This is a genomic window from Kribbella sp. HUAS MG21, from assembly GCF_040254265.1.
GTDB lineage: Bacteria > Actinomycetota > Actinomycetes > Propionibacteriales > Kribbellaceae > Kribbella.
In genome coordinates this window covers 7341129-7366122 of the sequence record NZ_CP158165.1, presented here as the reverse complement: position 1 = coordinate 7366122, position 24994 = coordinate 7341129, and the positions used below count along the sequence as shown (strand labels likewise).

The window sequence follows — 24994 nt, the reverse complement described above, 5'->3', positions numbered from 1 at the left end:
GGCCCCGCCGCTGGGTGGGGCTGCTGGTGGCGGTCGTGCTCGTGTCGGGCGGCGTCGTCTACACCGTTGAACAGCGCGAACAGGACGCCCGTGCCCGGGCCACCGCGCAGGCCACCGTCACACCGACGCCTCCGCCGCCGAAGTCGACGAAGCAGTCGAGGGTCGCGGCCGCGGTCGCCGCCCGCCGGGTCGCGATCGACACCATCCTGATCCGCCGGGCGCAGGCCGTGCAGACCGGCAACGAGGCGTTGTTCCTCGCCGACGTCGACCCGGCCAACAAGCAGCTCCGCGCCGAGCAGAAGATCCTGTTCGCGAACCTGGTCGAGATCGGCTTCACCGAGATCGGCTACAGCCAGGCCGAGGAGCGCTTCAACCCGGCGGTCCTGCAGGCCCACGGCACGACGACGTACCTGGTCCGGATCCTGATGCGGTACCAGATCCCCGAGGTGGACTTCACGCCGGTCACCACCGAGCTGGGCTACACGTTCGTCGCGCGCGGCGGCCGGTGGCTGCTGACCGCCGACGACGAGCTCGACGAGGACCTCGGGCCCGGCGCGCACCGCGAGGCCTGGGACCTCGGCCGGATCGAAGTACAGCGTGGCCCGCGGGTGCTGGTCGTCGTCGAGAAGGGCGACACCCGGCGCGGCCGCGCGATCGTCCGCGAGGCCGCCGAGGGGCTCGCGCAGGTCACCGAGTACTGGCCGCGGAAGTGGACCGGCAAGGTGCTGGTGATCGCGCTCGACGAGACCGAGGTGCGCGACGCCCGGTTCGCCGACGAGGACATCGAGTCCGCCGCCAGCACCGGTACGACGTTCTCGTCGCTGCCCGGCCAGGACACTGCCGACGGCACGGTCGCCGGCGGGTACGTCGTGATCAACCCGAACGAACGCGACCGCGTCGACGAGATCCTGCTGTCGCACGAGCTCACTCACGTCGCGACCGCGGACCTCGGCGGGTACGAACCGTTGTGGCTGGCCGAGGGCGCCGCGGAGTACGTCTCCTGGCGCGGGATCGAGGCGCTCGGGGGAGCCGGCGAGGTCGGCAAGTGGGAGCAGGAGGTCATCGACGACTCCGTACCGCAGCTGTCCGCGCTGCCGAGCGACGCCGGCTTCTACCAGAACTCCGCCGACGTGTACGGCGTGAGCTGGCTGGCGGTCAGGTACCTCGTGCAGCGGATCGGGCTCGACAAGGTCGAGGACCTGTACGTGGACATGGCGATGAACGGCACCGATCAGGCAGCCCGCGACCGCATCCTGCTGAGCCGTACCGGTCTCACCGAGGCGACGCTGTGGACGTCGCTCACAACATACGAGCCGCAGCGCTGAGTGGCGGTTTGACCTCGCGCTGTCAGACGGGCAGTCTCGAATGGATCCGTCCATCCCGAGGAGGCGCAGATGAGTCTTGTGCGGAAGAAGACGATCGAGCAGTCGATCGCCGACACCGACGAGCCGGAGTACCAGCTCAAGAAACGCCTCACCGCGCTCGACCTGACGGTCTTCGGCATCGGCGTCATCATCGGTGCCGGCATCTTCACGCTGACCGGCCGCGCGGCCAAGCTGTACGCCGGTCCGGGCATCGCGCTGTCCTTCGTACTGGCCGCGATCTGCTGTGCGCTGGCCGCGTTGTGCTACGCCGAGTTCTCGTCGACCGTGCCGGTGTCCGGTTCGGCGTACACGTTCTCGTACTTCTCGCTCGGTGAGATCTTCGCCTGGATCATCGGCTGGGACCTGCTGCTCGAATTGATGCTCGGGGCAAGCGTCGTCGCCCAGGGCTGGTCGACGTACGCCGCCTTGTTCCTGGAACAGATCGGGCTCGGCTGGCCGTCCTCGATCGGGCCGGACAGCAGCGTCAACGTGCTCGCGATGCTGCTGGTCCTGGTGCTGGCGACGCTCGCGACGATCGGGATCAAGGAGTCGCTGCGGGTCAACCTGGTGCTGGTCGCGATCAAGCTGTTCGTGGTGCTGTTCGTGATCGTCGCCGGGCTGTTCTACATCAAGGGCGAGAACCTGACGCCGTTCGTCCCGCCGAGCGTGCCCGCGCCGAACGGCGACGTGACGATCACCACGCCGTTGTTCCAGGCGCTGTTCGGCTTCACGCCGTCGACGTTCGGGATCATGGGCCTGGTGTCCGGCGCGTCGCTGGTGTTCTTCGCGTTCATCGGCTTCGACGTGGTCGCCACCACCGCCGAGGAGGCGCAGAACCCGCAGCGCGACCTGCCGCGCGGCATCATCGGCTCGCTGGCGATCTGCACGGTGCTGTACGTGCTGGTCTGCATCGTGATCACGGGCATGGTGAAGTACACCGACATCAACGGCGAGGCGGCACTGGCCGAGGCGTTCCGGTCCGTCGGGCGCGGTGGTTTCGCGACGCTGATCTCCGCGGGTGCGGTCGCGGGTCTCACCACCGTTGTGCTGACGTTGATGATCGGCGCGGCGCGGGTGGTCTTCGCGATGAGCCGCGACCACCTGATGCCCCGGCAGCTCGGCAAGACGCACGCCAAGTGGGGTACGCCGTACCGCCTCACGATCGGGATCGGCGTCCTGGTCGCGATCGTCGCGGGTGTCACCCCGATCGGCAAGCTCGAGGAAATGGTCAACATCGGCACGCTGGCCGCCTTCACGCTGGTGTCGATCGCGGTCCCGCTGCTCCGCAGGAGCCGCCCCGACATCCAGCGCTCCTTCCGCGTCCCGCTGAGCCCGGTGATCCCGATCCTCTCGGCCCTCATCTGCCTCTACCTGATGCTCAACCTCTCCCTCGAAACCTGGCTCCGCTTCGGCCTCTGGATGCTCCTCGGCTTCGCCATCTACGCCGTCTACGGCTACCACAAGAGCCGAGTAGGCCTGGAAGAACGCACCGGCCAGGAACAAAAGGCCTGAGGGTAAAGCAAGGCAGAAGTGCGACCTGAGATTGTCTGCATTTGTGGCTCGGCACGGTTCGTGGACGAGATGCATGCGGCGAACCGGGACCTGACCTTGGCAGGTGTCATCGTCGTCGCGCCAGGTGTCTTCCCGAGCGCCGAGGCAGACGAGTTGATCACCGACGAGCAGAAGGCCGCGCTGGGTGAGCTCCACCTGCGCAAGATCGACCTGGCCGACCGCGTGCTGGTCGTCAACCCGGGCGGGTACATCGGCGAGTCCACGACCAGGGAGATCGCCTACGCCCGCGCCACCGGCAAGCCGATCTCCTTCACCGACCCCGGCTGACTGCCAAAGTCAGTCCGCCGGTTGGCTGGTGATGAGTTTGGTGAGGTTGGTTCGGGTTGTTTGTAGGTCGTGGATTGCTTCGTCGATGCGGTCGCGTTGCTGGATGAGGCCGGCTGTCAGGTCTGAGCAGGTTGGGGTCAGGAGGCCGTCGTCGTCGACCAGGCAGGGGAGTACTTGCTGGATCTGGGTGGTGTTGAGGCCGGCGGCCAGGAGGGTTCTGATTCGGCGTACTGCGGCCAGGTCGGACTCGGCGTACTTGCGGTAGCCGCTCGGGGTGCGTGACGGGGTCAGGAGGCCCTGGGTCTCGTAGTACCGCAGTGCGCGTTCGCTGACGCCTGTGCGTGTGGCCAGTTCGCCGATTCGCATGGTCCGGTTCCGCCTTGACTTTGACATGGACGTCAAGGTTTACGTTACCCGGCATGACCACCGTGACTGTTCTCGGACTCGGACCCATGGGCCACGCCCTGGCCGCCGCGTTCGTTGCCGCCGACCACCCGACGACTGTTTGGAACCGCACCCCGGGAAGAGCCGGCGACCTCGACGTCGTCGTCGCCGACACGGCCGTCGACGCGATGGCGGCGAGCCCTCTCGTCGTCGTGTCCTTGCTGGACTACGAAGTGGCGGAGTCCGTCCTCGACGCCGACGCGCTGAAGGGCCGTACCCTCGCGAACCTCAGCGGCGGCTCACCCGAGCAGGCCCGCGCGATGGCGGCCTGGGCCGCCGAACACGGCATCGAGTACCTCGACGGCGTGATCGTCGCGACGCCCACGGCCGTCGGCACCGCTGAGGCGACGCTGTACTTCAGCGGACCGGCCGCCGCCTACCATTCGCACCGATCCACGCTGTCCGCACTCGGCGAGAACGCGCACTACCTCGGCGAGGACCCGGGCAGAGCCGCCGGTTTCGACGCGTCGCTGCAAGACCTGTTCTGGACGTCGATGAGCGGCGTCGTGCACATGTTCGCCCTCGCCAAGGCACAGCACATCGCGCCCACCGAGATCGCCGGCCACGCGAAGTCGATGCTCGCACTGTTCCCCGACCTGATCGACCTGGTCGCCGAGCAGGTGGCGACCGATCACTTCCCAGGCGACCTGGCCCAGCTCACGTCCGTGGCCGCGACCCTCGACCACATCCTCAGCACCATCCGCTCGAGCGACCTCGACAACGGCGTACTCACCGCCGTCCGCGCCGAAGTACAACAAGCGATCGACAACGGCCACGGCTCCGAGGGCTTCGCCCGGCTCGCAGCCCGCTGACGACGCGGGCTGGTGTTGCTGGGGGCCGGAGCGGGCTTCCGGCTCCGCACCGACCCCCAGCGGCTCAGGAGAGGCTGGCCACACCCTTGGGAAGGAAGCGAGTCCCGTTGACCTTCTCGGCGATGCCGGTGCGGTCCAGATACGGCGTGATGCCACCGAGGTGGAACGGCCACCCGGCTCCGAGCAGCAGGCACAGGTCGATGTCCTGGGCCTCGGCCACCACGCCCTCGTCGAGCATGATCTTGATCTCCTCGGCGAGGGCGGTCAGCACCCGGGAGCGGAGTTCGTCGGCGGTGGAGGGCTTGTCGCCGACCTCCACCAGCGCCTCGACCTCGGGATCCACGACCGGCTTGCCCTCCGGCCACACGTAGAACGAGCTCTTGCCTGCGGCAACGACCTTCGCGAGGTTCGCGGACACCGCGAACCGGTCCGGGTACGCCCGGTTCATCGTCTCCGCGACGTGCAGCGCGACCGGCAGCCCGACCAGCTGGAGCAGCACGAACGGCGGCATCGGCAGCCCGAGCGCGGCGAGCGCGCGGTCGGCCTCCGGGATCGGCGTACCCTCGTCGACCGCCGCGCTGACCTCGCCGAGGAACCGGGTCAGCAGCCGGTTCACGACGAACGCCGGCGCGTCCTTCACCAGCACGCAGGACTTCTTCAGCGTCTTGCCGACCGCGAACGCCGTGGCCAGCGTCGCGTCGTCGGTGCGGTCCGCGCGGATGATCTCCAGCAGCGGCAGCACCGCGACCGGGTTGAAGAAGTGGAACCCGACGACCCGCTCCGGGTGCTCCAGGTCGGCGGCCATCTCGGTCACCGACAACGACGACGTGTTCGTCGCCAGGACGGCGTCCGGCCGGATGATCTTCTCCAGGTCGGCGAAGATCGTCTTCTTCAGCTGCAGCTCCTCGAACACGGCCTCGATCACGACGTCCGCGTCCGCGAACACGCTCTTGTCGACCGACCCGGTGACGAGCGCCTTCAGCTGGTTCGCCTTGTCGGCGCGCACCCGGCCCTTCGCGAGCAGCTTGTCGATCTCGCCGTGCACGTACCCGACGCCGCGGTCCACCCGCTCCTGGTCCAGGTCCGTCAGGACGACGGGAACCTCGAGCCGCCGCGCGAACAGCAGCGCCAGCTGGCCCGCCATCAGGCCCGCGCCGACGACCCCGACCTTCGTCACCGGCCGCGCCAGCGACTTGTCCGGCGCACCCGCCGGGCGCTTGGCCCGCTTGTTCACCAGGTCGAACGCGTAGAGCCCGCTGCGCAGCTCCTCGCTCATGATCAGGTCCGCGAGCGCCTCGTCCTCGGCCGCGAACCCGCGATCCCGATCGTTGTCGCGAGCGGCCTCGATGAGCTCCAACGCCCGGTACGGCGCCGGCGCCGCACCACTCACCTTGAGGTCCGCGAAAGCCTTGCCCCGGGCAACGGCCGCGTCCCACGCCTCGCCCCGGTCGACCGCCGGCCGCTCGACGACCACGGCACCCGTGAGGACCTGCGAAGCCCACAGCAGCGACTGCTCGAGGAAGTCCGCCGAGTCCAGCAGTACGTCGCCGATGCCGAGCTTCACGGCCTCCGGCCCGCTGAGCATCTTGTTCTGGTTGAGGGCGTTCTCGACGACGACCTTGACCGCGTTGTCCGCGCCGATCAGGTTCGGCAGCAGGAAGTTGCCGCCCCAGCCCGGGATCAGCCCGAGGAACACCTCGGGCGTCGACAGCATCCCGGCCGCGACCGAAACGGTGCGGTAGGAAGCGTGCAGCGCGACCTCGAGGCCGCCGCCGAGCGCGACGCCGTTCACGAACGCGAACGACGGCTTGCCGCCGTCGACCAGCTTCCGCAGCACGCCGTGCCCGATCTTCCCGAGCGTCAGCGCCTGCTCCCGGTCGGTCAGCTTCGGTACGCCGGTCAGGTCCGCGCCCGCGGCCAGGATGAACGGCTTGCCGGTGACGCCGATCGCGACGATCTCGTCCCGCGCCAGCGCCGCGTCCAGGGCCGCGTTCAACGACCCCAGGCCCTTGGGCCCGAAGGTGTTCGGCTTGGTGTGGTCGTGCCCGTTGTCCAGCGTGATCAGCGCCATCGTGCCGGCCTCGCCCGGGAGTACGACGTCCCGGGAGTGCGCGAGCGTGACGACCTCGTCCGTCGAGAGCGCGGACGCGGAGTCGATCAAAGCCTGCAGGTCCGTCACTTCGCACCTTCCCAGTTCGGGTTCTCCCAGATGACCGTGCCGCCCATGCCGAGGCCGACGCACATGGTGGCGAGGCCGTAGCGGACCTCGGGGCGCTGCTCGAACTGCTTGGCCAGCTGGTTCATCAGCCGGACCCCGGACGACGCCAGCGGGTGCCCGAAGGCGATCGCGCCGCCGTACGGATTGACCCGCGGGTCGTCGTCGGCGATGCCGTAGTGCTCCAGGAACGCCAGCACCTGGACGGCGAACGCCTCGTTCACCTCGAACGCCTGGATGTCGTCGATCGTCAGCCCGGCCAGCTTCAGCGCCTTCTCGGTCGCCGGGATCGGGCCGACGCCCATCACCTCGGGCTCGACGCCCGCGAAGGCGTACGAGACCAGCTTCATCTTCGGGGTCAGCCCGAGCTCCTCGGCGGCCTCCGCCGACGTCAGCACGCACGCGGTGGCGCCGTCGTTGATCCCGGCGGAGTTGCCCGCCGTCACCCGGCCGTGCGGGCGGAACGGCGTCTTCAGCCCGGCCAGGTCCTCGACCGTGGTGCCCGGCCGCATCGGCTCGTCGGTCGTGGCGTAGCCCCAGCCCTGCTCGGCGGAGCGGGTCGCGACCGGCACCAGGTCCGGCTGGATCAGGTCGTTCGCGTAGGCCTTGGCCGCCTTCTCCTGGGACGCGGCGGCGTACACGTCGGCGCGCTCCTTGGTGATCCCCGGGAACCGGTCGTGCAGGTTCTCCGCGGTGGAGCCCATCACCAGCCCGGAGGTGTCGACCAGCTTCTCGGCGATGATCCGCGGGTTCGGGTCGACGCCCTCGCCCATCGGGTGCCGGCCCATGTGCTCGACCCCGCCGGCCACGACCACGTCGTACGCGCCGAACGCGATCCCGGCGGCGGTGGTGGTGACGGCGGTCATCGCGCCGGCGCACATCCGGTCGATGGCGTAGCCGGGCGTGGTGTTCGGCAGCCCGGCCAGCAGTGCGGCCGTCCGGCCGATGGTCAGGCCCTGGTCGCCGATCTGGGTGGTGGCCGCGATCGCGACCTCGTCCACCCGCTCCGGGGGAAGGCTTGGGTTCCGCCGCAGCAGCTCCCGGATGCACTTGATCACCAGGTCGTCGGCGCGGGTCTCGGCATACTGGCCCTTGGCCTTGCCGAACGGGGTGCGAACGCCGTCGACATACACGACATCGCGGATCTCACGGGGCACGAGGGCCCTCCTCTAGGAGTCGGGAAAGCTACCCCGATGCTACCCATGAGTAACAGAACCGCCAAGGTAGCCACCCGTGTGGGTCCGCTCACAGAACCGTCACCCGTGGCAATGCGGCGCGAATGGGCGCATGCTGGTCTTCAAGGGTCCGCGTTTCTGGAGTTGTTCCATGAACAATCTTGATCTGGCCGTACCGGTCCTCAGCCGGGGGAAGCACCGCAATCCGCGCAAGGGCGCCTGCTTCATGGAGTTCGCGTCGTACCTGGCCGGCGAGCCGTGGTCGGACCACCCGGCCTGTACGCACGCACTGCTGGCCGGCGTCGCCCGGGACGTCAACGACTGCACCACGGATGCCGGCCGGTCCCGGCTGGCGCCGCTGATCCCGTCGGTGATCGGGCTGGTGCCCGACGACCCGCACGTCGTACCGCGGGTCACCGCGCGCTGCATCCAGCACGCGCTGCCGGTGGTGTCGCAGGAGCGGCAGTACATCCTGGCCGTCGCGCTGCTGGTGGGGGAGAAGCAGCTCGCCGCGCTCGACGGGCGGCCGCCGGACGACATCGAGCCCGAGTCGCTCGCCGTCCTGCAGTCGGTCCCGTCCGCGACGAAGTGGGCGCGCTCGTTCACCGCGCGCTCGCGCCGGACCACGCCCGACTTCGCCCGCCGTACGGCGCCGCGTGCGGTCTCGTGCGCGGTCGAGGGGATCTCGCAGGCGTGCGTGCCGGATCCGGACGACCGGCTGTACAACCTGCTGGTCGACGCGATCGCGGAGACGAAGGCCTGGATGCCCGCACCTGCCCCGAAGCCCGCTCCCACGGAGGTCGTACGCTTCACCGTGTGACTTTGGAGATCGATACCGGTTCAGGTTCGTTACCAGTCCACGAGTGGGGGAACGCCGACGCCCAGGCACCCGGCATCCTGCTCCTGCAGGAGATCTTCGGGGTCTCCGACTACATCAAGCAGCGTGCGGCGGATCTGCACGCCCTCGGGTACTACGTGATCGCTCCGGAGATCTACTGGCGCCTGGACGACACCGAGCTGGACGAGTCCTCGCCGGACCTGCTGGAGCGCGCGATGGGGATCGTCGGGCGTCTCGACTGGGACCTGGCGGTCAAGGACTCGGTCACTGCGCTGGAGTACCTGCGGGCGCGCGGCCGCAGCACCGGCGTGGTCGGCTTCTGCTTCGGCGGCGGGCTCGGCTTCAACGTGGCCGCGGTCTCGTCTCCTGACGTGCTGGTGAGCTACTACGGCTCCGCGCTGCCCCAGTTGCTGGAGCTGGACGTGACCGCGACCAGCCTGCACCACTTCGGCAACGACGACTCCTACCTGGACGTCGACGCGATCGTCCCGGCGCTGGGCCGTGACGATCGGGCCGAGATCCACCGGTACGACGGTGCCGGTCACGCGTTCGACAACCCGCTGCCGGCGTTCCACCACGCGGAGGCGTCCGCGCTGGCGTGGCGCCGTACCGAAGACTTTCTCGCCCGGAACCTCCCTACCTCCCAAGGATGAGCATGAGCCTGTACGACATTCCGCTGACCACCCTGTCCGGTGCGCCGACGTCGCTCGGTGAGTACAAGGGCAAGGCCGTCCTCGTCGTGAACGTGGCGTCGAAGTGCGGGCTGACGCCGCAGTACGAGGGGCTGGAGAACCTGCAGAAGAAGTACGAGGCCCGCGGGTTCACGGTGCTCGGCGCGCCGTGCAACCAGTTCGGCGGTCAGGAGCCGGGGTCGGCGGAGGAGATCGAGACCTTCTGCTCGACGACGTACGGCGTCACGTTCCCGATGCTGGACAAGCTCGAGGTGAACGGCGAGAACCGGCACCCGCTGTACGCCGAACTCACCCAGACCCCCGACGCCGACGGCGAGGCCGGCGACATCCAGTGGAACTTCGAAAAGTTCCTCCTCACCCCCGAAGGCACGGTCGCCGCCCGCTTCCGCCCCCGCACCGAACCGGAATCCGACGAGATCACCACCGCCATCGAAACCCAGCTTCCGAAGTAGCGGCCAGAACCTGTCCTGTTCTGCTCCTAGCGTGGAGGCACCTACCTCGGCGAAGGAGCAGAACAATGACGGTGCACCCGATTCCCGATGGCTACCACGCGGTGACTCCGTGGATCATCGGGCACGACACAGCCGGTTTGATGGAGTTCCTCGCCGCCGCGTTCGATGCGGAGGATCTCGGCGGCCGCGTGGTCGACGCGAACGGGAACATCGGGCACGCCGAGATGCGCATCGGCGACTCGGTGGTGATGATGTTCGACCAGCCGGACTGGCCGCCGACGCCGGCGTTCCTCCGGCTGTACGTGCCTGACGTCCACGAGACGCTGAAGCAGGCGGTCCTGGCTGGTGGGACCGTCGTCACCGAGCCGACGCACATGTTCTGGGGTGACGTGATCGCCCGCGTCCACGATCCTTACGGGAACCTGTACTGGCTGCACACGCGGATCGAGACCGTGGACGAGGAGGAGCTCAACCGCCGGTTGACCGACGAGAAGTTCCTGAAGGCGATGGAGTACGTCCAGGGCGCTCTGTTCCGCCCGGTGGTCTAGTCGAGGGTTGCGGCCTCGGAGGTCATGGCGTCGGTCAGGGCCTCGGCGGTGAGGGCTATTTGCCATTGGCGGGCGTGGTGTTCGCGGAGGAAGGCGGTCACCACGGCGACGTCGAGGTCCTTCGGCGGGGACCACGCCAGGCGGCGGATGGTGTCCGGGGCCAGCAGGTTCTCGGTCGGGAGGCGGTGGGCCTCGGCGATCTCGGCGACCGCGGCGCGGGCTGCTGACAGACGGGCGGCCGCGTCGGGGTCGCGGTCGGCCCAGGCACGCGCCGGCGGCGGGCCGTCGTACCGCGGTCCCTGCTTGGGGAGCTCGGAGTCGGGCAGCCGGCGTGCGTGGTCGATCGCCTCCCACCAGGTCCGCATGTGCCGGTGCGCGCCGCGGCCCTTGAACGCGGTGAGCCGCTGCAGCGTGTCGCGGTCGGTCGGCATCGCGGACGCCGCCTCGACGATCGCCGCGTCCGGCAGGATCCGGCCGGGGGAGATGTCCGCGGACTCTGCGATCTGGTCGCGGGCCTCCCAGAGCGCCCGGACGACGGCCAGGCTGCGGCGGTTCCGGACCCGGTGCATTCCCGACGTACGGCGCCACGGGTCCGGCTTCGGCTCCCGCGGCGGCGCGTCCAGGATCGCGGCGAACTCCTGCTGGGCCCACTCCCACTTGCCCTCGCGGCGCAGCTCCTGCTCGATCGCGTCGCGCAGCTCGATCAGCATCTCGACGTCCAGGGCGGCGTACACCAGCCAGGGCGCCGGCAGCGGGCGCGTCGACCAGTCTGCGGCCGAGTGCTCCTTGCGCATCCGGTAGCCCAGTACTTCGCTCACCAGCGAGGCGAGGCCGACCTTCGGGTAGCCGAGCAGGCGGCCGGCGAGCTCGGTGTCGAACACCTGCCGCGGCACCATCCCGACCTCGGCCAGGCAGGCCAGGTCCTGGTTGGCGGCGTGGATGATCCACTCGGCGTCGACGATCGCGTCACCGAGCGCGGACAGGTCGCCGAACGGGATCGGGTCGATCAGCGCGGAGCCGGCGCCTTCACGGCGCAACTGGACCAGATAAGCGCGGTGCGAGTAGCGGTAGCCGGAGGCACGCTCGGCGTCGACGGCCACCGGGCCGGTGCCGGAGCGGAACGCCTCGACGGTCTCGGTCAGCGCGGAATCGGTGTCGACGACGTCCGACAGCCCGTCCCGTAGCTCGAGGAGGGGAAGGTGTGCGGTCGGGTCGTCCGGGGCGGACGGCTGCTGGGTGTCGGCTGGGCTCATCGGCCCCGCTGTCCGCGCCGGGTCGGCATCGCGACCACGCCCGGCGGAACGGGCGGCAGTCCGGCCGCCGTGCACAGCACCTCGCCCCAGGCCTCGGCGTGCCGGGTCACGTCGACGGCGCCGCCGGGTCCGGGCACGGGGCTCCAGGACGCGCGGATCTCGATCTCCGCCGTCGCGTCGTCGTCAGCCATCCCGCCGAAGCTCTCCGATACCACCCTGGTCACGGTACCGCTCGGGGCCAGGAAGTCGGCGCCGCGGTCGGCCAGCGCCTCCATCAGCCAGGTCCAGCCCACGCCGCCGAGCAGCGCGTCGGTCACCATCTCCGGTTCGACGGCGGCGCGCACGTATGCGACACAGCGGAAGGTCGACTGCCAGGCGTCGTTCCCGGCCGGGTCGTAGAGGACGACCAGACGGCCGGTGGCGACATCGTCACCGTCGACCGTCACGTCGGCGCTGACCGCGGCCGCGTGCGGTGCGATCCGCTGCGGCGCGGGCATCTCCTCGACGAAAACCTCGGGCCGGAACCGGGCACCTCGTAACTGCGAGACTGCCTCGGCGAACTCCGCGGGTGGCGCGTCGACCTGCTTGCGGGCACCCATATCGGCAGCCTACGACCGATTACTCACCGCCGCCCGTCAAGACGCGCCGGTAACAGCATGCGACCAGGCCGTTGGGCGCCGGTCATCGCGTGGGATCATCGCTGTGTGCCCCCGACGGAACACCCTTCGCTCGCCCGTTCGCCGTACCTGCTCGCTGCCCGTGGGGAGCAGCCGCCGCACACGCCGGTGTGGTTCATGCGGCAGGCGGGGCGGTCGCTGCCCGAGTACCGTGCGGTCCGCGAGGGGATCACGATGCTCGAGTCGTGCATGCGGCCCGACCTCGTCGTCGAGATAACGCTGCAGCCGGTCCGCCGTTACGGCGTCGACGCGGCGATCTACTACTCCGACATCGTGCTCCCGCTGAAGGCCGCCGGGTTCGGCATCGAGATCAAGCCGGGCGTCGGTCCGGTGGTCGCGGACCCGATCCGGGACGCCGGAGGCCTCGCAGCGGTCCGCCCGGTGACTCCGGCGGACGTGACGTTCGCCACCGAGTCGGTCCAGCAGCTGGTGAGCGAGCTCGACGGTACGCCGCTCATCGGGTTCGCGGGCGCGCCGTTCACCGTCGCGTCGTACCTGGTCGAGGGCGGGCCGAGCAAGGACTACGCCCGGACGAAGGCGATGATGCACGCCGACCCGGAGCTGTGGCACGCGCTGGCCGACCGGCTGGCCGACGTGGCGATCGCGTTCCTGTCGGTGCAGGTCGAGGCCGGCGCGTCGGCGATCCAGCTGTTCGACTCGTGGGCGGGCGGGTTGTCGCCGCGCGACTACGAGCGGTTCGTGCTGCCGCACACCGCCAAGGTCTTCGAGGCGATCGCGCCGTACGGCGTCCCGCGGGTGCACTTCGGCGTGAACACCGGCGAGCTGCTCGGCCTGATGAGCGCGGCGGGCGCGGACGTGGTCGGGGTCGACTGGCGCGTGCCGCTGGACGAGGCGGTACGCCGGATCACTGCCGCCGGCGGGGCCCCGAAGCCGGTCCAGGGCAACCTCGACCCGGCGCTGCTGTTCGCGGGCTGGGAGGCGATCGAGCCCGAGATCGACCGGATCCTCGCCGAGGGCCAGGCGGCGCCGGGGCACATCTTCAACCTCGGCCACGGCGTCCCGCCGGACGCGGACCCCGAGGTGCTGCACCGGATCGTGCAGTACGTGCAGGCGAAGTCGTCCCATGTACCTGCCTGACCACGAGGTGTCGCTGGAGCCGCTGCGCGCGGACCATGAGGACGCCGCACTGGCCTTCGAGCTTGAGAACCGGGCGTACTTCGCCTCGTGGATCTGGGACCGCGGTGACGAGTACTTCGCGAACTTCGCGACCCGGCACGCCGCTCTGCTGGCCGAGCAGGAGGCCGGCATCTGTCGCTTCCACGTCCTGGTCGACAGCACCGGGGCCGTGGTCGGCCGGGTGAACCTGATCGATCTCGAGCACGGAACCGCCGAGCTGGGCTACCGGATCGCCGAGAAGTGGGCTGGGAAGGGTCTGGCGACGGCCGCGGTGCGGGCGGTGATCCAGCTCGCCAAGGACGACTACGGCCTGACGTCGTTGTGGGCCGGCGCGTCGGACCACAACGTCGCCTCGCAGACGGTGCTGACCCGGGTCGGGTTCCGGCCGGTCGCGAGCAGCAGCACGGATCTCGGACCGGGGAAGAAGTACGAGCTGAGCCTGGAGGACGCGTGAAGCGAGTCGTCGTGGTCGGCGGCGGGATCAGCGGGCTGGCCGCGGCGCACGCGCTCGCGACCGGGCCGAACCCGCCGCGGATCACGGTGCTCGAGGGCTCACCGCGGCTGGGCGGCAAGCTGGCCGGCGACGCCATCGAGGGCGTACCGGTCGACCTCGGCGCCGAGTCCGTCCTGGCCCGGCGCCCGGAGGCGGTGGAGCTGATCAAGGCGGTCGGCCTCGGCGACGACCTGGTGCACCCGGCCACCATGTCGGCCGGGTTGTGGATCGGCGACCGGATCCGGCCCATCCCGCCGACCGTGATGGGCGTCCCGGTGGATCCGTCCGCGACCGCCGACGTCCTCGGGCCGGACGCCGCCGAGCAGGTCGCGCACGAGGCCGACCTGCCCGCGCCCGCGCTCACCGAGGACGTCGCGATCGGCCGGTTCGTCGCCGAGCGGATGGGGTCCGCGGTCACCGACAAGCTGATCGACCCGCTGCTCGGCGGGGTGTACGCCGGCAAGGCCGAGGAGATCTCACTCGCCGCCGCCGTCCCCGATCTCTACGCGCGCCTGCGCACCGCGCCGAACCTGCTCGCCGCCACCGCCGAGCTTCGCGCACTCGGGCAGCAGCGCGCCGGCCAGCCCGTGTTCGCGGGCGTCGTCGGCGGCATCAACCGGATCATCACGGCCCTCGAAGACGACCTGACGGCCCGCGGTGTCGAGATCCGCACCAAGCTCGCCGTACGGCGGATCTCGCGGGCCGCGGACGGGTTCGAACTGGAGGCCGGGCCCGTGCCCGCGCCGACGTACCTGACCGCGGACGCCGTCGTGGTCGCCGTACCCGCGGCACCGGCCGCGCGGATGCTGGCGGACCTGGCGCCGGCGGCGTCGACCGAGCTGGCGACGATCGAGTACGCGAGCATGGCGATCGTCACGCTCGCCGTCCGCAAGCGGGACTGGCCCGCCGACGCCACCGGCTCCGGCTTCCTCGTCCCGTCCGTGGAGGGCCGCACGATCAAGGCGTCGACGTACTCGCACGCCAAATGGGCGTGGTCCGCGGAGGCCGGGGGAGAGCTGGCCGTACTGCGGGCCTCGGTCGGCCGGCTCGGTGAGGAATACGTGCTGCAGCGGGCCGACGAGGAGCTCGTGGCGCTCGCGGTGGCCGATCTGCGCCAGGCGATCGGGCTCCGGGCCGAGGTCGTCGGGTCGCTGGTCAGTCGCTGGGGCGGCGGACTTCCGCAGTACGCCGTCGGGCACCTGGACCGCGTCGACCGGGTGGAGGCGGCCGTGGGCGACGTACCGGGGCTGGCCGTGTGCGGGGCGGCGTACCGGGGTGTCGGGATCGCCGCGTGTGTGGCCTCGGGCGGCCAGGCGGCCACCCGGGTGCAGGAACACCTGAACGCATTGGAGACAATGAAGTCGTGACTGGTAAGCCGAAGGCCCGTGAGCTCAACAACGTCATCCGCTACACGCTGTGGTCGGTGTTCAAGGTCGAGACGCCGCTCGGCGACGCGGACCGCGACGAGCTGACGGCGGAGCTCAACGAGCTGGTCGGGAAGCTGGCCGCCGACGACGTGGTGATCCGCGGGTTCTACGACGTCGAGGGGTTCCGGGCCGACGCCGACTTCATGATCTGGTGGCACGCGCCGACGTCGGACGCGCTCCAGCAGGCGTACCACGCGCTGCGCCGCTCGCGGCTCGGGCGGCACCTGGTGCCGGTGTGGTCGCAGTTCGCGCTGCATCGGCCGGCGGAGTTCAACAAGAGCCACATCCCGGCGTTCCTGGCCGACGAGGAGCCGCGGCCGTACGTCTGCGTGTACCCGTTCGTGCGGTCCTACGAGTGGTACCTGCTGCCGGACGAGGAGCGGCGGGCGATGCTCGCGGAGCACGGGCAGCAGGCGCGCGGCTACCCGGACGTCCGGGCGAACACCGTGGCCTCGTTCGCGCTCGGCGACTACGAGTGGATGCTGGCCTTCGAGGCCGACGAGCTGCACCGGATCGTGGACCTGATGCGCGACCTGCGCGCGTCGCGGGCCCGGCGGCACGTCCGCGAAGAGGTCCCGTTCTACACCGGGAAGCGCACTGACGTCGGCGAGCTGATCGCCAACCTCGTCTGATGCACCGCAAGGCGTTCCCGGTGCTGTACGTGTCCAACGTGCGCCGGGCCGTCGAGTTCTACGCGCTGCTCGGCTACGAGGCGACGTACCAGTTCCCGCTGGAGGGCGACCCGCACTACGTCGGCCTGGAGCGCGGCGAGTCGTCGCTCGGCCTGTCCGACGCCAACTGGCCCGAGGCCCAGCTGGGCATCACCGTCGGTACGGCGCCACGCTTCGAGCTGTTCGTGTACGTCGACGACGTCGAGGCCGAGGTGGAACGCTTCCGCGCGGCCGGCCACCCGGTCCTGCAGGAGCCGGCCACGATGCCGTGGGGCGAGCGCCAGGCCTACCTCGCCGACCCCGACGGCAACCCGGTCGCGCTCGCAACCCCGGTCTAGGTCCCGGGCTTCTGCAGCAGGTAGTCCTCGGCGCGCATCGAGGTCGGGGGCCGGACGTCGGCCGGGATCAGCTCGCGGAGCTCCCGCTCGGTCAGCTTGTCCGGGTCGCCCGCCGACAGCCGGGTGGCCTGGTTGGAGATGGCCTCCTCGAGCACGTTCCGGATGAACCGGCCGTTACCGAAGCTGTGGCCGCGGGGCGCGGGCGGGATCACGCTGCGGACCTTGTCCAGCACTTCCTCGCCGTAGATCATGCCCTTCTGCCGGGCCTGCAGCTCGAAGATCGCGACCAGCTGGTCGGTGTCGTACTCGCTGAACGACAGCAGCTTCGGGAACCGGGACTGCAGACCGGTGTTCGACTCCATGAACCGCTGCATCTCCCGGTGGTACCCGGCGACGATCACGATGCAGTCGTTGCGGTGGTCCTCCATCATCTTCAGGATCGTCGCGACCGCTTCCAGGCCGTAGTCGCCCGGGGTGTTCTCCGGCGTCAGGCTGTAGGCCTCGTCGATGAACAGCACGCCGCCGAGCGCCTCGCGGAACTTGGCCGCGGTCATCGGCGCCGTCGAGCCGACACTGGCGCCGACCAGGTCGGAGCGGTCGACCTCGACCACGTGCCCCTTCTCCAGGACGCCGAGCTGGTGGTAGATCCGGCTGAGCAGCCGCGCGATCGTCGTCTTCGCCGTACCGGGCTTGCCGACGAACACCATGTGCCGGGCCCGCTCGTGGCTGGGCAGCCCGAGCTCGGTCCGGCGCAGGTTGGTCTTCACCTCGGCGACCATCCGGCGGACCGCGTCCTTGACCGACTCCAGGCCGATCAGCGAGTCCAGCTCGGCGAGCGGGTCGTCGGTGTAGTCGACCGGCGTCGGCAGCGGGTCGTCGAGCGTGCCGCCGCTGTCCTCGCCGTCCTCCTGCTTGACGTCCTTCCAGGCGGCCGACAGCGAGGCTTCCTGGTCCGCGGCGGCCGCGGTCTCGAGGGCGCTCCAGCGCTCCCGGTCGAGGATCCGGAACAGCGTCGTCAGGTCCGGGATCTCCGGCTCCGGCCACGGGCCCTTGGTGAGCACGCCGGACAGGTGTACGCCGACCCGCGCGGCGGCGGCGCCCCAGGACCGCGCGAGTGGGGCGTGCCCGGTGCGGATGGCGCGGGACATCCACTGGTTGACGTGACCGTTCCAGGTCTGCAGGTCGAAGTGCTCGTGGATCTCCTGCAGCGCGTTGTGGACGTCGATCGCGGCGTTGCCGAGGATGTTCGCGACCGGCTGCGGGATCCCGCGCAGCCCGCTGGCCAGGATCAGCTCGGCGAGCACCCGCGCGAAGTCGCCGGCGTACTCGTCGGGGATCGTCATCAGCAACCGCGCGTGGGTGTCGCGGATCGCGTTCAGCGAGTACCGCAGCGCGGCGGTGGGGCCGGCCAGCTCGGGCAGTACGGCGCGCTCGGAGTCCTTCAGCGCGTCGGTACGCCAGAACTTCGCGATCTCGTCGTACTCGCCGGTGACGTGCAGGTGCGTGGCATCGCGGTCGGCCAGGACCCGGTCGAAGGCGGCGGTCAGGGCCTCGGCGCGGGCAGCCATCGGGGGCGCGTCGACGAACAGGCGTACGACGTCGCGGGACAGCTGCAGCGCCTGCTTGCGGCCGTGTTCGCGGAAGCCGCGGGCGCCCGCGATCGCCTGCAGGTGCCAGTCGGTCGGCGCCACGTAGGTCACGTGGCCGTTGCCGCCGAGGCGCGACGAGGACCGGTACCAGTCGTGGGTGAGCTCGGCGGACAGGTCGGCGTACTCACCGTGCAGAACGGGGATCCAGCCGGTCAGCAGCGGCGCCGCCTGGTGCGTGAACCAGACCGCTGCTGGGGTGCCCTTGACGAAGTCCGGGAACGCCTCGGGCCGCAGCGGCCGGAGCGCCTCCGGATCGTCACCCCACGCCTTCAGCTGACCCCGCACCCGGGCAACCCACGCCCCCGGCACCTCCCACGGCTCCTCCGCCGCCAGCACATCCAGCACCCGCGGTCTACGGACGTCGTCAGCCACCAATTTCCTTCCCGAGCAACCACCAGCCCCCAGCCGCCCCAGTCTAGGACCACACCGGGTGACGGACGGACGGATCAGCCCTCGAGCGACCCGGCGGCGAGCCGGTCCAGGTAGTCGGGCAGGCTCGACGCCACCCAGAGCCGGCTGTCGGTCTCGTGGTCCCAGCGGAACACGTCGAGCCGGTCGATCCCGCGCAGCAGCGCGTACTGGCTGCCGTCGCCGCTGTCGGCGAAGAAGATCAGCGGATCGAACGGCATGTACAGCTCCCGGAAGTCCGGTGTCGTCCGGAACTCGCGGTTGCTCTCGGCGATCTGCGCGGCCGGCCAGAGCACGCCCTCGCCCCACTCGCCGGTGACGCCGTCCGCGGCGAGCAGGAAGTCCTTCAGCTGCTCCGGCAGCGGATGGCCGAGCGCCTGCTCACAGGCGCCGATCGCGGCCGCCTCGGCGGGCGCACCGGTCTCGGCACCCGGCAGGCGGGTGACCTTCTCGAGCCACATGCGGGCATCATGCCCGCGGGGCGGGTCAGGCTTCGGCGGGGGTGAGGGTGAGGCTGATGCTGTTGATGCAGTAGCGGAGGTCGGTGGGGGTGCCGTAGCCCTCGCCCTCGAAGACGTGGCCGAGGTGGGAGCCGCAGTTGGCGCAGCGGACCTCGACGCGCTTCATGCCGAGGGTGGTGTCCTCGATGTACTCGACCCGGTCCTCGGCGAGCGGGGCGAAGAACGACGGCCAGCCGCAGTGCGAGTCGAACTTGGTCTCGCTGCGGAACAGCTCCGCGTCGCACGCCCGGCATTTGTACACCCCGACCGTCTTGGTGTCGGTGTACTCACCGACGAACGGCCGCTCGGTGCCGGCCTGGCGCAGTACGTGGAACTCGGCGGGGGAGAGCTGCGCCTTCCACTCCGCCTCGGACTTCTGGACGGCGTACTGCTTGGTCGAATCAGTCACAGTTCAAGTATCGAGGCCCGGGCAAGGAAAACCCCGCCCGGGCCCCACTACGTAAGACTCCGGAAATCACCGCACCCAGGACGGCAGCGGGATCAGCTTCGCCACCTGCGGGTCATGGTCGGAGATCTGGTCCGGGAACTCCGAGTTCATGTGCACGATGTCGTACGCCGCCGCCGGCCGCAGGTTCTGCGAGATCAGGATCTGGTCGAGGATCTGGCTGTTGCCCTCGAACACGTAGCTGTACCGCTCCTTCACCGGCAGCGTCCGCGGCAGGTCGACCAGCGCCGTCTTGCCCGACCCGACCAGGATGTCCGTGGTCTGCGACCAGTCGAAGTCGTTGATGTCACCGAGCACGACGACGTTCGCGCCCTTGTCCTTCGCCAGCAGCTGGTCGACGAACCCGCGCACCGAGGCAGCCTGCTGGTGCCGCTTGGCAGCGGTCACCTGCACCGGCGGCTGGAACCGGCCCCACAGCGGGTTGTCGCCGCCCTTGGAGCTGAAGTGGTTCACGATCACGAACACGGTCTGCCCGTGCCACTTGAACTCGCCCGCGAGCGGGACCCGCGCCGCCGCCCAGGCCGGGTTCGCCGGATCGATCCGGCCCGGAGACGAGCTCAGGTGCGGACGGCCCGCGTGGTCGGTGGTGACCGTGGTGGGGACCGTCGAGCCGCCGCCCGGGGTGTCGACGAACTTGACCGCCTTGTCGGTTCGGTACAGGAACGCGACCCGGATGTTGCCGCCCGGCTCGCCGCCCTCGGCGTCGTCCACCGGATCGATCTGCCGCCAGGCGTACTGCGGACCGCCCGCCTTCACGATCGCGGCGGTGAGCAGGTTCAGCGTCTGGTCCGCGGCGGTCGTCGCGGAGTTGACCGCGCCGTCGTTGTCCTGCACCTCCTCGAGCCCGATGATGTCCGGCGAGGCGAGGTTGTGGACGACGGCCTGCGCCAGCCCGGCGAACTTGGCGTCGCCGTCGGACGGGTCCAGGTTCTCCACGTTGAACGTCGCCACCGACAGCTGCGCCGGCGACGAGGCCCGGGTCCGCTCCCGCGTGACCCCGCCGTCGACCACGGTCGGGGTGGTGGTCGGCAGGAACTTGAAGTTCCCGAACGAGTAGTCGAGCACACCGGTGACCACTCCCGCCAGCTTGTCGCCGGTCTTCGCGTCCGGGATCGGCGTCAGCGCGTCGTCCAGCAGCACCCGCTCCGGGTTGCTGTCGGTCTCCTGCAGCACGATGCCGCCGCGCACCGAGCGCACGCTTGCACCCGCCGGCACCACCGAGAGCTCCCGGAACGAGCTCGTCGGGCCGGTGACCTGCGGCTGGTCGATGCCCAGCCACATACCCTCCAGCGACTCCCAGAAGTCGAGCCCGTCGCTCGCCGGGTCGAACGCCGTACTGGTCGTCTCGACGTCTCCGGACGCGTCGTCCTCGATCACGGTCGACGGCGGGACCCGTCCGCCCGGTCCTACGACGGTCGGTGCCGGGGCCGCGGCGGTCCCGGTGACGGTGACCTTCGGGTTGGTGAGCTCCGTGGTGGTGAGGTTCGTCGTACCGCCGGAGCCGCCCGGGCGGAACTCGACGACCGAGCCCTCGACCGTCACGGCCTGCCCGACGGAGACCGTGGGCGCCGAGCTGGTGAACACGAACAGGCCCTCGCTGGTAGCCGGGTTGCCGTCCGCCTGCGGGTCCTGGAACCAGAAGCCGTTGCCGCTCGTCGCCGTGACCACGCCGGTGACGTTGCCGACCCGCTTGCCCTCCAGCGGCGACCGGTGCGCGGCGCCCTGGATGTCGTGGATCTTCGCGTCCACGGGCGGCTCGGGCGGCCCGCCGGTCAGCGTGCCCGGCGACGGGTTGCCCGCGGCGAAGTCCGCACTGTTGTTGTCGGTGTCCTTCGCCGGGTCGATCCGGGCCGCCGAGGTGGTGTTCGACAGGCCCGGCGCGGGCGCCGTCTCGGAGTCGTTCGCCGTGCCGTAGCCCACGTAGTCGCGGACGGCCGCGTCGGCGTGACAGGCCGAGCCGCAGGCCAGCGCGGTCTGAGTGGTGACCAGGGCGACCTTGCCGGCGGCCGCGGACATCGGGATCGTCCCGGTGACGTTCGGAGTCGGCATCGGCTGGCCGCTCCCGGCGCCGGCAGCCTCCTGGACGAGGTACGCCGTACCGGGCGCGATGGTGCCGCTGAGCTTGGTGACCTGCCACGACGTGCCGGTCGCCGACGCGTACTGGATCGACCAGCCGCTCACGTCGACCGGGCTCGAGCTGTTGTTCGTCAGCTCGACGAAGTCGTGCGTGTACGGCGCACCGCTGTTGCCGCCACCGCCGTACACCTCGGTGATGACCACGTCGGGTGAGGCGGCGCCGGCGGGGTTCGCGACCAGCGCGGCGACGCCGGCGAAGGCGAGACTGGAGGTGACCACGAGAGCGCCCAGGCGGCGCCGTGATCGGATCAGGGCAGACATGGCCGGATTCTCACACCAGCACGGTGACTGTCCAAGGTCCAACACGTGAACAGCCGGAGCGAGCCGGAAAAGGCACGGGTGATCATGCGCGCAACCCCAGCAGCTGGAAGACCTCCACCGGCTCCGCCTTTCCTTTGAGCGTCAGCATCCCGAGCGACTCGGTCCGGGCCTGCGGCAGCAGCGCCTTGGTGGCCGGCCCGATCGCGACCCCGCCGCCGGGCGCCTTGCCCTCGATCCGCGACGCCACGTTCACCGTGTCGCCGATGACGGTGTGCGTCCGCCCGCCCTCCGTCCCGAGCAGGCTCACCGACGCGATCCCGCTGTTGATCCCGACCCGGAACTGCGGCCAGTTCGGATGCGCCGCCCGGACTTGACTCGCCGCCTCCTGCAGCGCCAGGCCCGCCGCGGCCGCCCGGCGCGCGTGGTCCGGCTGGTCCCCGCGCTTGTTGAACGTGACCATCAGCGCGTCCCCGATGATCCGGTCGACGTCCCCGCCGTGCCGCCGGACGACGGGCGGTACGACGACCTCGAAGTACGTGTTGAGCATCGCCGTGACCTCGGCCGGGTCGTGGTTCTCGGAGAACGTCGTGAAGCCCTGGAGATCGGCGAACAGCACGCTGAGCTCACGCTGCCCCGCCACCGTGTCCTCGAGGTACAGGTCCGCGAACCGTTCCTCGTACCACTGGATCCGGACCCCGGTCACGACCAGCACGAACGCGGCGAGCATCAGCACGTGCCATTCCCACCACGACAGCGCCCAGTTCCGCGCGAACACCAGCGCGACCATCGCCTCGGCGAGCAGCACGAACGCCGCGATCATCGACAGCACCATCAACGAGGGCTTCGCCCACCACGTTCGCAGGTAGCGTCCCGCCGCGACGCCGTACAACAGAACGGCGGGTACGGCGAGCCCGGCGAGGATGCCGTCGGCAACTTCCGGTACGGCGGTGCCGTGCAGCGGCGGAAGCCGCAGTACCGAGGCCAACGCCCACAGGCCGATCAGCACCAGCAGACCGGTCCGCAACACCCGCCCGGCACGGACACCCGAGACGGTCAGGCTGGACAGGAACGCGAATACCGACGCCAACGCCACTCCCACCGGTGTCGCCAACGTGAACCCGGCGTTCGGAGTGTCGAGCAGGACCTTCGGCGTGGCCAGTGCATGCAGACCCAGGAACCCGGCGGCCGACAGGAATGCCAGCGACACGAACAACACACGCGCGTCACCCCGCCGCAGCGCCGCCGCGCCGGTCGTGTAGGCCAGTACGGCGCTCAGCGCGGCAGTGAGGAGCACCAGCCAGAAGTGCGCCGGATGATGCTCCCAATGCACGTCGAGCCGTGGCTGCCTGAGCAACAACAGCAACCCGGCGAGCGGGACCAGCAGCACCAGCGCGGTCAGCGCGACCATCGCCGGGGTGTAGACGAACCGCCGTTCAGGCATCCGACGAGACCTTCAGGTGCGTGTGGATCTGCGAGACCACCACCGATCCTTCGCCGACCGCCGAGGCCACCCGCTTCACCGACCCGCAACGCACGTCGCCGACCGCGAACAGCCCGGCCATCGTGGACTCGTACGGTTGTGGCGGCCTGCCCTCGTGCCAGAGCGGGCTGACGCCGGCGTCCGACCCGCTGAGCACGAAGCCGCGCTGGTCCCGCCCGACCTCGTCCGGCAGCCAACTGGTGCCCGGCACCGCGCCGATCATCACGAACAACCCGTCGATCGGCAGCGTCTCCTCGTTGCCGTTGCGCCGGTCCCGCAACGTCACCTGCTGCAGCCGTCCGTCGCCGCCACCACCGACGACCTCGCTGGACGCCCGGACGGACACGTTCTCCGCCGCGTCGATCGCGTCGATCAGGTACTGCGACATACTCGCCGTCAGGTCCTCGCCGCGGATCACCAGCAGCACGTGCTTGCAGTAGCGGGCCAGGTGCAGCACCGCCTGTCCGGCCGAGTTCCCACCGCCGACCACGCAGGCGTACCGATCCTTCAACCCGTGCGCCTCCGACACGCTCGCGCCGTAGTACACGCCGTTCCCGACCAGCTTCTCCAGCGACGGTACGTCGAGCCGCCGGTACGCGACGCCGGTCGCCAGCACGACCGCGCGCGCCGTCACGTCACCCACGTCACCGATCACCGCATGGAACCGGCCGTCGCGCTTCTCCAGCTGCACGACCGTCCGCATCAGCACGAAATGCGCGCCGAAAACCCACGCCTGCTGGTAGCCGCGCTGGGCCAGCTCCGACCCGCGGATGCCGCGCGAGAACCCCAGGTAGTTCCGGATCAGCGAACTCGTCCCGGCCTGGCCGCCGATCGACTCCTGCTCCACGACCAGCGTGCGCAGGCCCTCCGACGACGCGTACACGGCGGTCGCGAGGCCGGCCGGACCGGCCCCGATCACCAGCACGTCGAACTCCGGGTCCTCGGACTCCAGCGTCGTCGGCACACCCCACGCCTCGGCGATCTCCGCGTCGGTCGGATCGTGCAGGACGGCGCCGCCGACGGCCGGCATCCAGACCAGCACCCCGGCACCGGGATCCGGCTCGCCGATGTACTTCAGCACGTCGTTCGCGAGCGGCGACCCGCTCTCCCGGAACGCGCTCGGGATCCCGTTGCGGGCGAGCAGGCTGCGCACGGCCTGGCCGCGGACCGAGTTGCCGGCCGCGATCACGACCACCTCGCGCAGGTTCGCGACCTCGTACCGCGACCACTCCTGGACGAACTCGGCCACCGTCCGGTGGAACAGCTCGTCGTGGCCGATCCACGGTTTCAGCACGTAGTAGTTGATGTCGCCGACCGACATCGCCGACAGGATCGCGGACGCGGTGGTCCGGTCGGCCCACGCGCCCCACTCGATCAGCAGCGCGCGACGCGCGTCCGGGTGCAGCGTCCGGGACGCCGCCAGCACCTCGGCCCGGTCGGCGTCGGGCAGCGCGTGGTCGACGAGGACGACGGCCACGCGCTGCTCCCACTCGTGCGCCCGGCGCAGGCAGTCGAGCGCCGCGGCGGCGGTCAGCTCGCCGCGGACCCGGAAATCGGCTCCGAAGCCACGGTCGAGTTCGGTCTCGCAGCGTTCCAGACGCTCCGGGTCAGCGTCGACGACGAGCAACAGCGGCCGGGCTGTCCGCAGCCTCGGCCTTCCCCCGGGTTCCCCACCCATGCTTGTGACGGTAGGGCCGGGTCATCGGGCCCGCAATGGTC

24 protein-coding genes are annotated in these 24994 nt (G+C 70.4%); 13 read left to right on the top strand and 11 right to left on the bottom strand.

The window, feature by feature from the left end:
* Positions 1-26 precede the first annotated feature (26 nt).
* The 3 genes from ABN611_RS35630 to ABN611_RS35620 all read left to right on the top strand — a co-directional run bounded on the left by ABN611_RS35630 (position 27) and on the right by ABN611_RS35620 (position 3203).
* Positions 27-1325 carry a hypothetical protein gene (locus ABN611_RS35630; RefSeq protein ID WP_350276696.1) on the top strand — a complete coding sequence of 433 codons (1299 nt, stop codon included), beginning with the start codon at positions 27-29 and terminating at the stop codon, positions 1323-1325.
* A 69-nt stretch (positions 1326-1394) separates the two neighbouring features.
* A complete protein-coding gene (locus tag ABN611_RS35625) occupies positions 1395-2876 on the top strand; it encodes an amino acid permease (RefSeq protein ID WP_350276695.1) in 1482 nt (493 codons plus the stop codon).
* A gap of 69 nt (positions 2877-2945) precedes the next feature.
* Positions 2946-3203, top strand: coding sequence for a hypothetical protein (locus ABN611_RS35620; RefSeq protein WP_350281727.1), 258 nt, complete (start codon positions 2946-2948; stop codon positions 3201-3203).
* Between the two features lie 9 nt (positions 3204-3212).
* On the opposite strand, the gene ABN611_RS35615 is transcribed toward ABN611_RS35620, so the two are convergent.
* Positions 3213-3569 carry a MerR family transcriptional regulator gene (locus ABN611_RS35615; RefSeq protein WP_350276694.1) on the bottom strand — a complete coding sequence of 119 codons (357 nt, stop codon included), beginning with the start codon at positions 3567-3569 and terminating at the stop codon, positions 3213-3215.
* 53 nt (positions 3570-3622) lie between these two features.
* Here ABN611_RS35615 and ABN611_RS35610 point away from each other — a divergent pair, with 53 nt between their 5' ends.
* Complete coding sequence (locus ABN611_RS35610) at positions 3623-4459, top strand: NAD(P)-binding domain-containing protein (RefSeq protein WP_350276693.1); 837 nt, start codon at positions 3623-3625, stop codon at positions 4457-4459.
* Between the two features lie 64 nt (positions 4460-4523).
* Here the strand turns inward: ABN611_RS35610 and ABN611_RS35605 are convergent, their stop codons facing one another.
* Positions 4524-6638 carry a 3-hydroxyacyl-CoA dehydrogenase NAD-binding domain-containing protein gene (locus tag ABN611_RS35605; RefSeq protein WP_350276692.1) on the bottom strand — a complete coding sequence of 705 codons (2115 nt, stop codon included), beginning with the start codon at positions 6636-6638 and terminating at the stop codon, positions 4524-4526.
* A complete protein-coding gene (locus ABN611_RS35600) occupies positions 6635-7831 on the bottom strand; it encodes an acetyl-CoA C-acyltransferase (protein ID WP_350276691.1) in 1197 nt (398 codons plus the stop codon). The genes ABN611_RS35605 and ABN611_RS35600 overlap by 4 nt, the downstream gene beginning before the upstream one ends.
* A gap of 169 nt (positions 7832-8000) precedes the next feature.
* Here ABN611_RS35600 and ABN611_RS35595 point away from each other — a divergent pair, with 169 nt between their 5' ends.
* The 4 genes from ABN611_RS35595 to ABN611_RS35580 all read left to right on the top strand — a co-directional run bounded on the left by ABN611_RS35595 (position 8001) and on the right by ABN611_RS35580 (position 10379).
* Entirely contained in the window at positions 8001-8669 is a 669-nt protein-coding gene (locus ABN611_RS35595; RefSeq protein ID WP_350276690.1) for a hypothetical protein, read from the top strand.
* Positions 8666-9340 carry a dienelactone hydrolase family protein gene (locus ABN611_RS35590; RefSeq protein WP_350276689.1) on the top strand — a complete coding sequence of 225 codons (675 nt, stop codon included), beginning with the start codon at positions 8666-8668 and terminating at the stop codon, positions 9338-9340. Before ABN611_RS35595 ends, ABN611_RS35590 begins: the two co-directional genes overlap by 4 nt.
* Positions 9341-9342: 2 nt before the next feature.
* On the top strand, positions 9343-9831 hold the full coding sequence (locus tag ABN611_RS35585; protein WP_350276688.1) for a glutathione peroxidase: 489 nt from the start codon (positions 9343-9345) through the stop codon (positions 9829-9831).
* A 65-nt stretch (positions 9832-9896) separates the two neighbouring features.
* On the top strand, positions 9897-10379 hold the full coding sequence (locus ABN611_RS35580; RefSeq protein ID WP_350276687.1) for a VOC family protein: 483 nt from the start codon (positions 9897-9899) through the stop codon (positions 10377-10379).
* Here the strand turns inward: ABN611_RS35580 and ABN611_RS35575 are convergent.
* Together ABN611_RS35575 and ABN611_RS35570 are read right to left on the bottom strand one after the other, a co-directional pair.
* On the bottom strand, positions 10376-11632 hold the full coding sequence (locus tag ABN611_RS35575; protein WP_350276686.1) for a ribonuclease D: 1257 nt from the start codon (positions 11630-11632) through the stop codon (positions 10376-10378). The genes ABN611_RS35580 and ABN611_RS35575 overlap by 4 nt on opposite strands.
* Entirely contained in the window at positions 11629-12231 is a 603-nt protein-coding gene (locus ABN611_RS35570) for a DUF3000 domain-containing protein (protein ID WP_167212886.1), read from the bottom strand. Before ABN611_RS35570 ends, ABN611_RS35575 begins: the two co-directional genes overlap by 4 nt.
* A gap of 105 nt (positions 12232-12336) precedes the next feature.
* On the opposite strand from ABN611_RS35570, the gene hemE reads away from it, so the two are divergent.
* From hemE to ABN611_RS35545, 5 genes are read left to right on the top strand one after another with little or no spacing between them, the layout of a single operon-like run.
* On the top strand, positions 12337-13407 hold the full coding sequence (gene hemE, locus ABN611_RS35565) for a uroporphyrinogen decarboxylase (protein WP_350276685.1): 1071 nt from the start codon (positions 12337-12339) through the stop codon (positions 13405-13407).
* The gene (locus ABN611_RS35560) at positions 13394-13900 is read left to right on the top strand and encodes a GNAT family N-acetyltransferase (RefSeq protein WP_350276684.1); all 507 of its coding nucleotides are present in this window, start codon (positions 13394-13396) and stop codon (positions 13898-13900) included. Before hemE ends, ABN611_RS35560 begins: the two co-directional genes overlap by 14 nt.
* Positions 13897-15306 carry a protoporphyrinogen oxidase gene (gene hemG, locus ABN611_RS35555; protein ID WP_350276683.1) on the top strand — a complete coding sequence of 470 codons (1410 nt, stop codon included), beginning with the start codon at positions 13897-13899 and terminating at the stop codon, positions 15304-15306. The genes ABN611_RS35560 and hemG overlap by 4 nt, the downstream gene beginning before the upstream one ends.
* Positions 15303-15998, top strand: coding sequence for a hydrogen peroxide-dependent heme synthase (gene hemQ, locus ABN611_RS35550; protein WP_350276682.1), 696 nt, complete (start codon positions 15303-15305; stop codon positions 15996-15998). Before hemG ends, hemQ begins: the two co-directional genes overlap by 4 nt.
* On the top strand, positions 15998-16375 hold the full coding sequence (locus ABN611_RS35545) for a VOC family protein (RefSeq protein ID WP_350276681.1): 378 nt from the start codon (positions 15998-16000) through the stop codon (positions 16373-16375). The genes hemQ and ABN611_RS35545 overlap by 1 nt, the downstream gene beginning before the upstream one ends.
* Here the strand turns inward: ABN611_RS35545 and ABN611_RS35540 are convergent.
* The 6 genes from ABN611_RS35540 to ABN611_RS35515 form a co-directional block, all read right to left on the bottom strand.
* Positions 16372-18396: an AAA family ATPase gene (locus ABN611_RS35540; protein WP_350276680.1), complete on the bottom strand. Its 2025-nt coding sequence runs from the start codon at positions 18394-18396 to the stop codon at positions 16372-16374. The genes ABN611_RS35545 and ABN611_RS35540 overlap by 4 nt on opposite strands.
* Before the next feature lie 74 nt (positions 18397-18470).
* On the bottom strand, positions 18471-18893 hold the full coding sequence (locus ABN611_RS35535) for an SMI1/KNR4 family protein (RefSeq protein WP_350276679.1): 423 nt from the start codon (positions 18891-18893) through the stop codon (positions 18471-18473).
* 25 nt (positions 18894-18918) lie between these two features.
* Positions 18919-19341, bottom strand: a complete 423-nt coding sequence (gene msrB, locus ABN611_RS35530) for a peptide-methionine (R)-S-oxide reductase MsrB (RefSeq protein WP_350276678.1) — start codon at positions 19339-19341, stop codon at positions 18919-18921.
* A 66-nt stretch (positions 19342-19407) separates the two neighbouring features.
* The gene (locus tag ABN611_RS35525; protein WP_350276677.1) at positions 19408-21795 is read right to left on the bottom strand and encodes a lamin tail domain-containing protein; all 2388 of its coding nucleotides are present in this window, start codon (positions 21793-21795) and stop codon (positions 19408-19410) included.
* Positions 21796-21877: 82 nt separating this feature from the next.
* Complete coding sequence (locus ABN611_RS35520) at positions 21878-23236, bottom strand: adenylate/guanylate cyclase domain-containing protein (RefSeq protein WP_350276676.1); 1359 nt, start codon at positions 23234-23236, stop codon at positions 21878-21880.
* Positions 23229-24953 carry an FAD-dependent oxidoreductase gene (locus ABN611_RS35515; RefSeq protein WP_350276675.1) on the bottom strand — a complete coding sequence of 575 codons (1725 nt, stop codon included), beginning with the start codon at positions 24951-24953 and terminating at the stop codon, positions 23229-23231. The genes ABN611_RS35520 and ABN611_RS35515 overlap by 8 nt, the downstream gene beginning before the upstream one ends.
* Positions 24954-24994 lie beyond the last annotated feature (41 nt).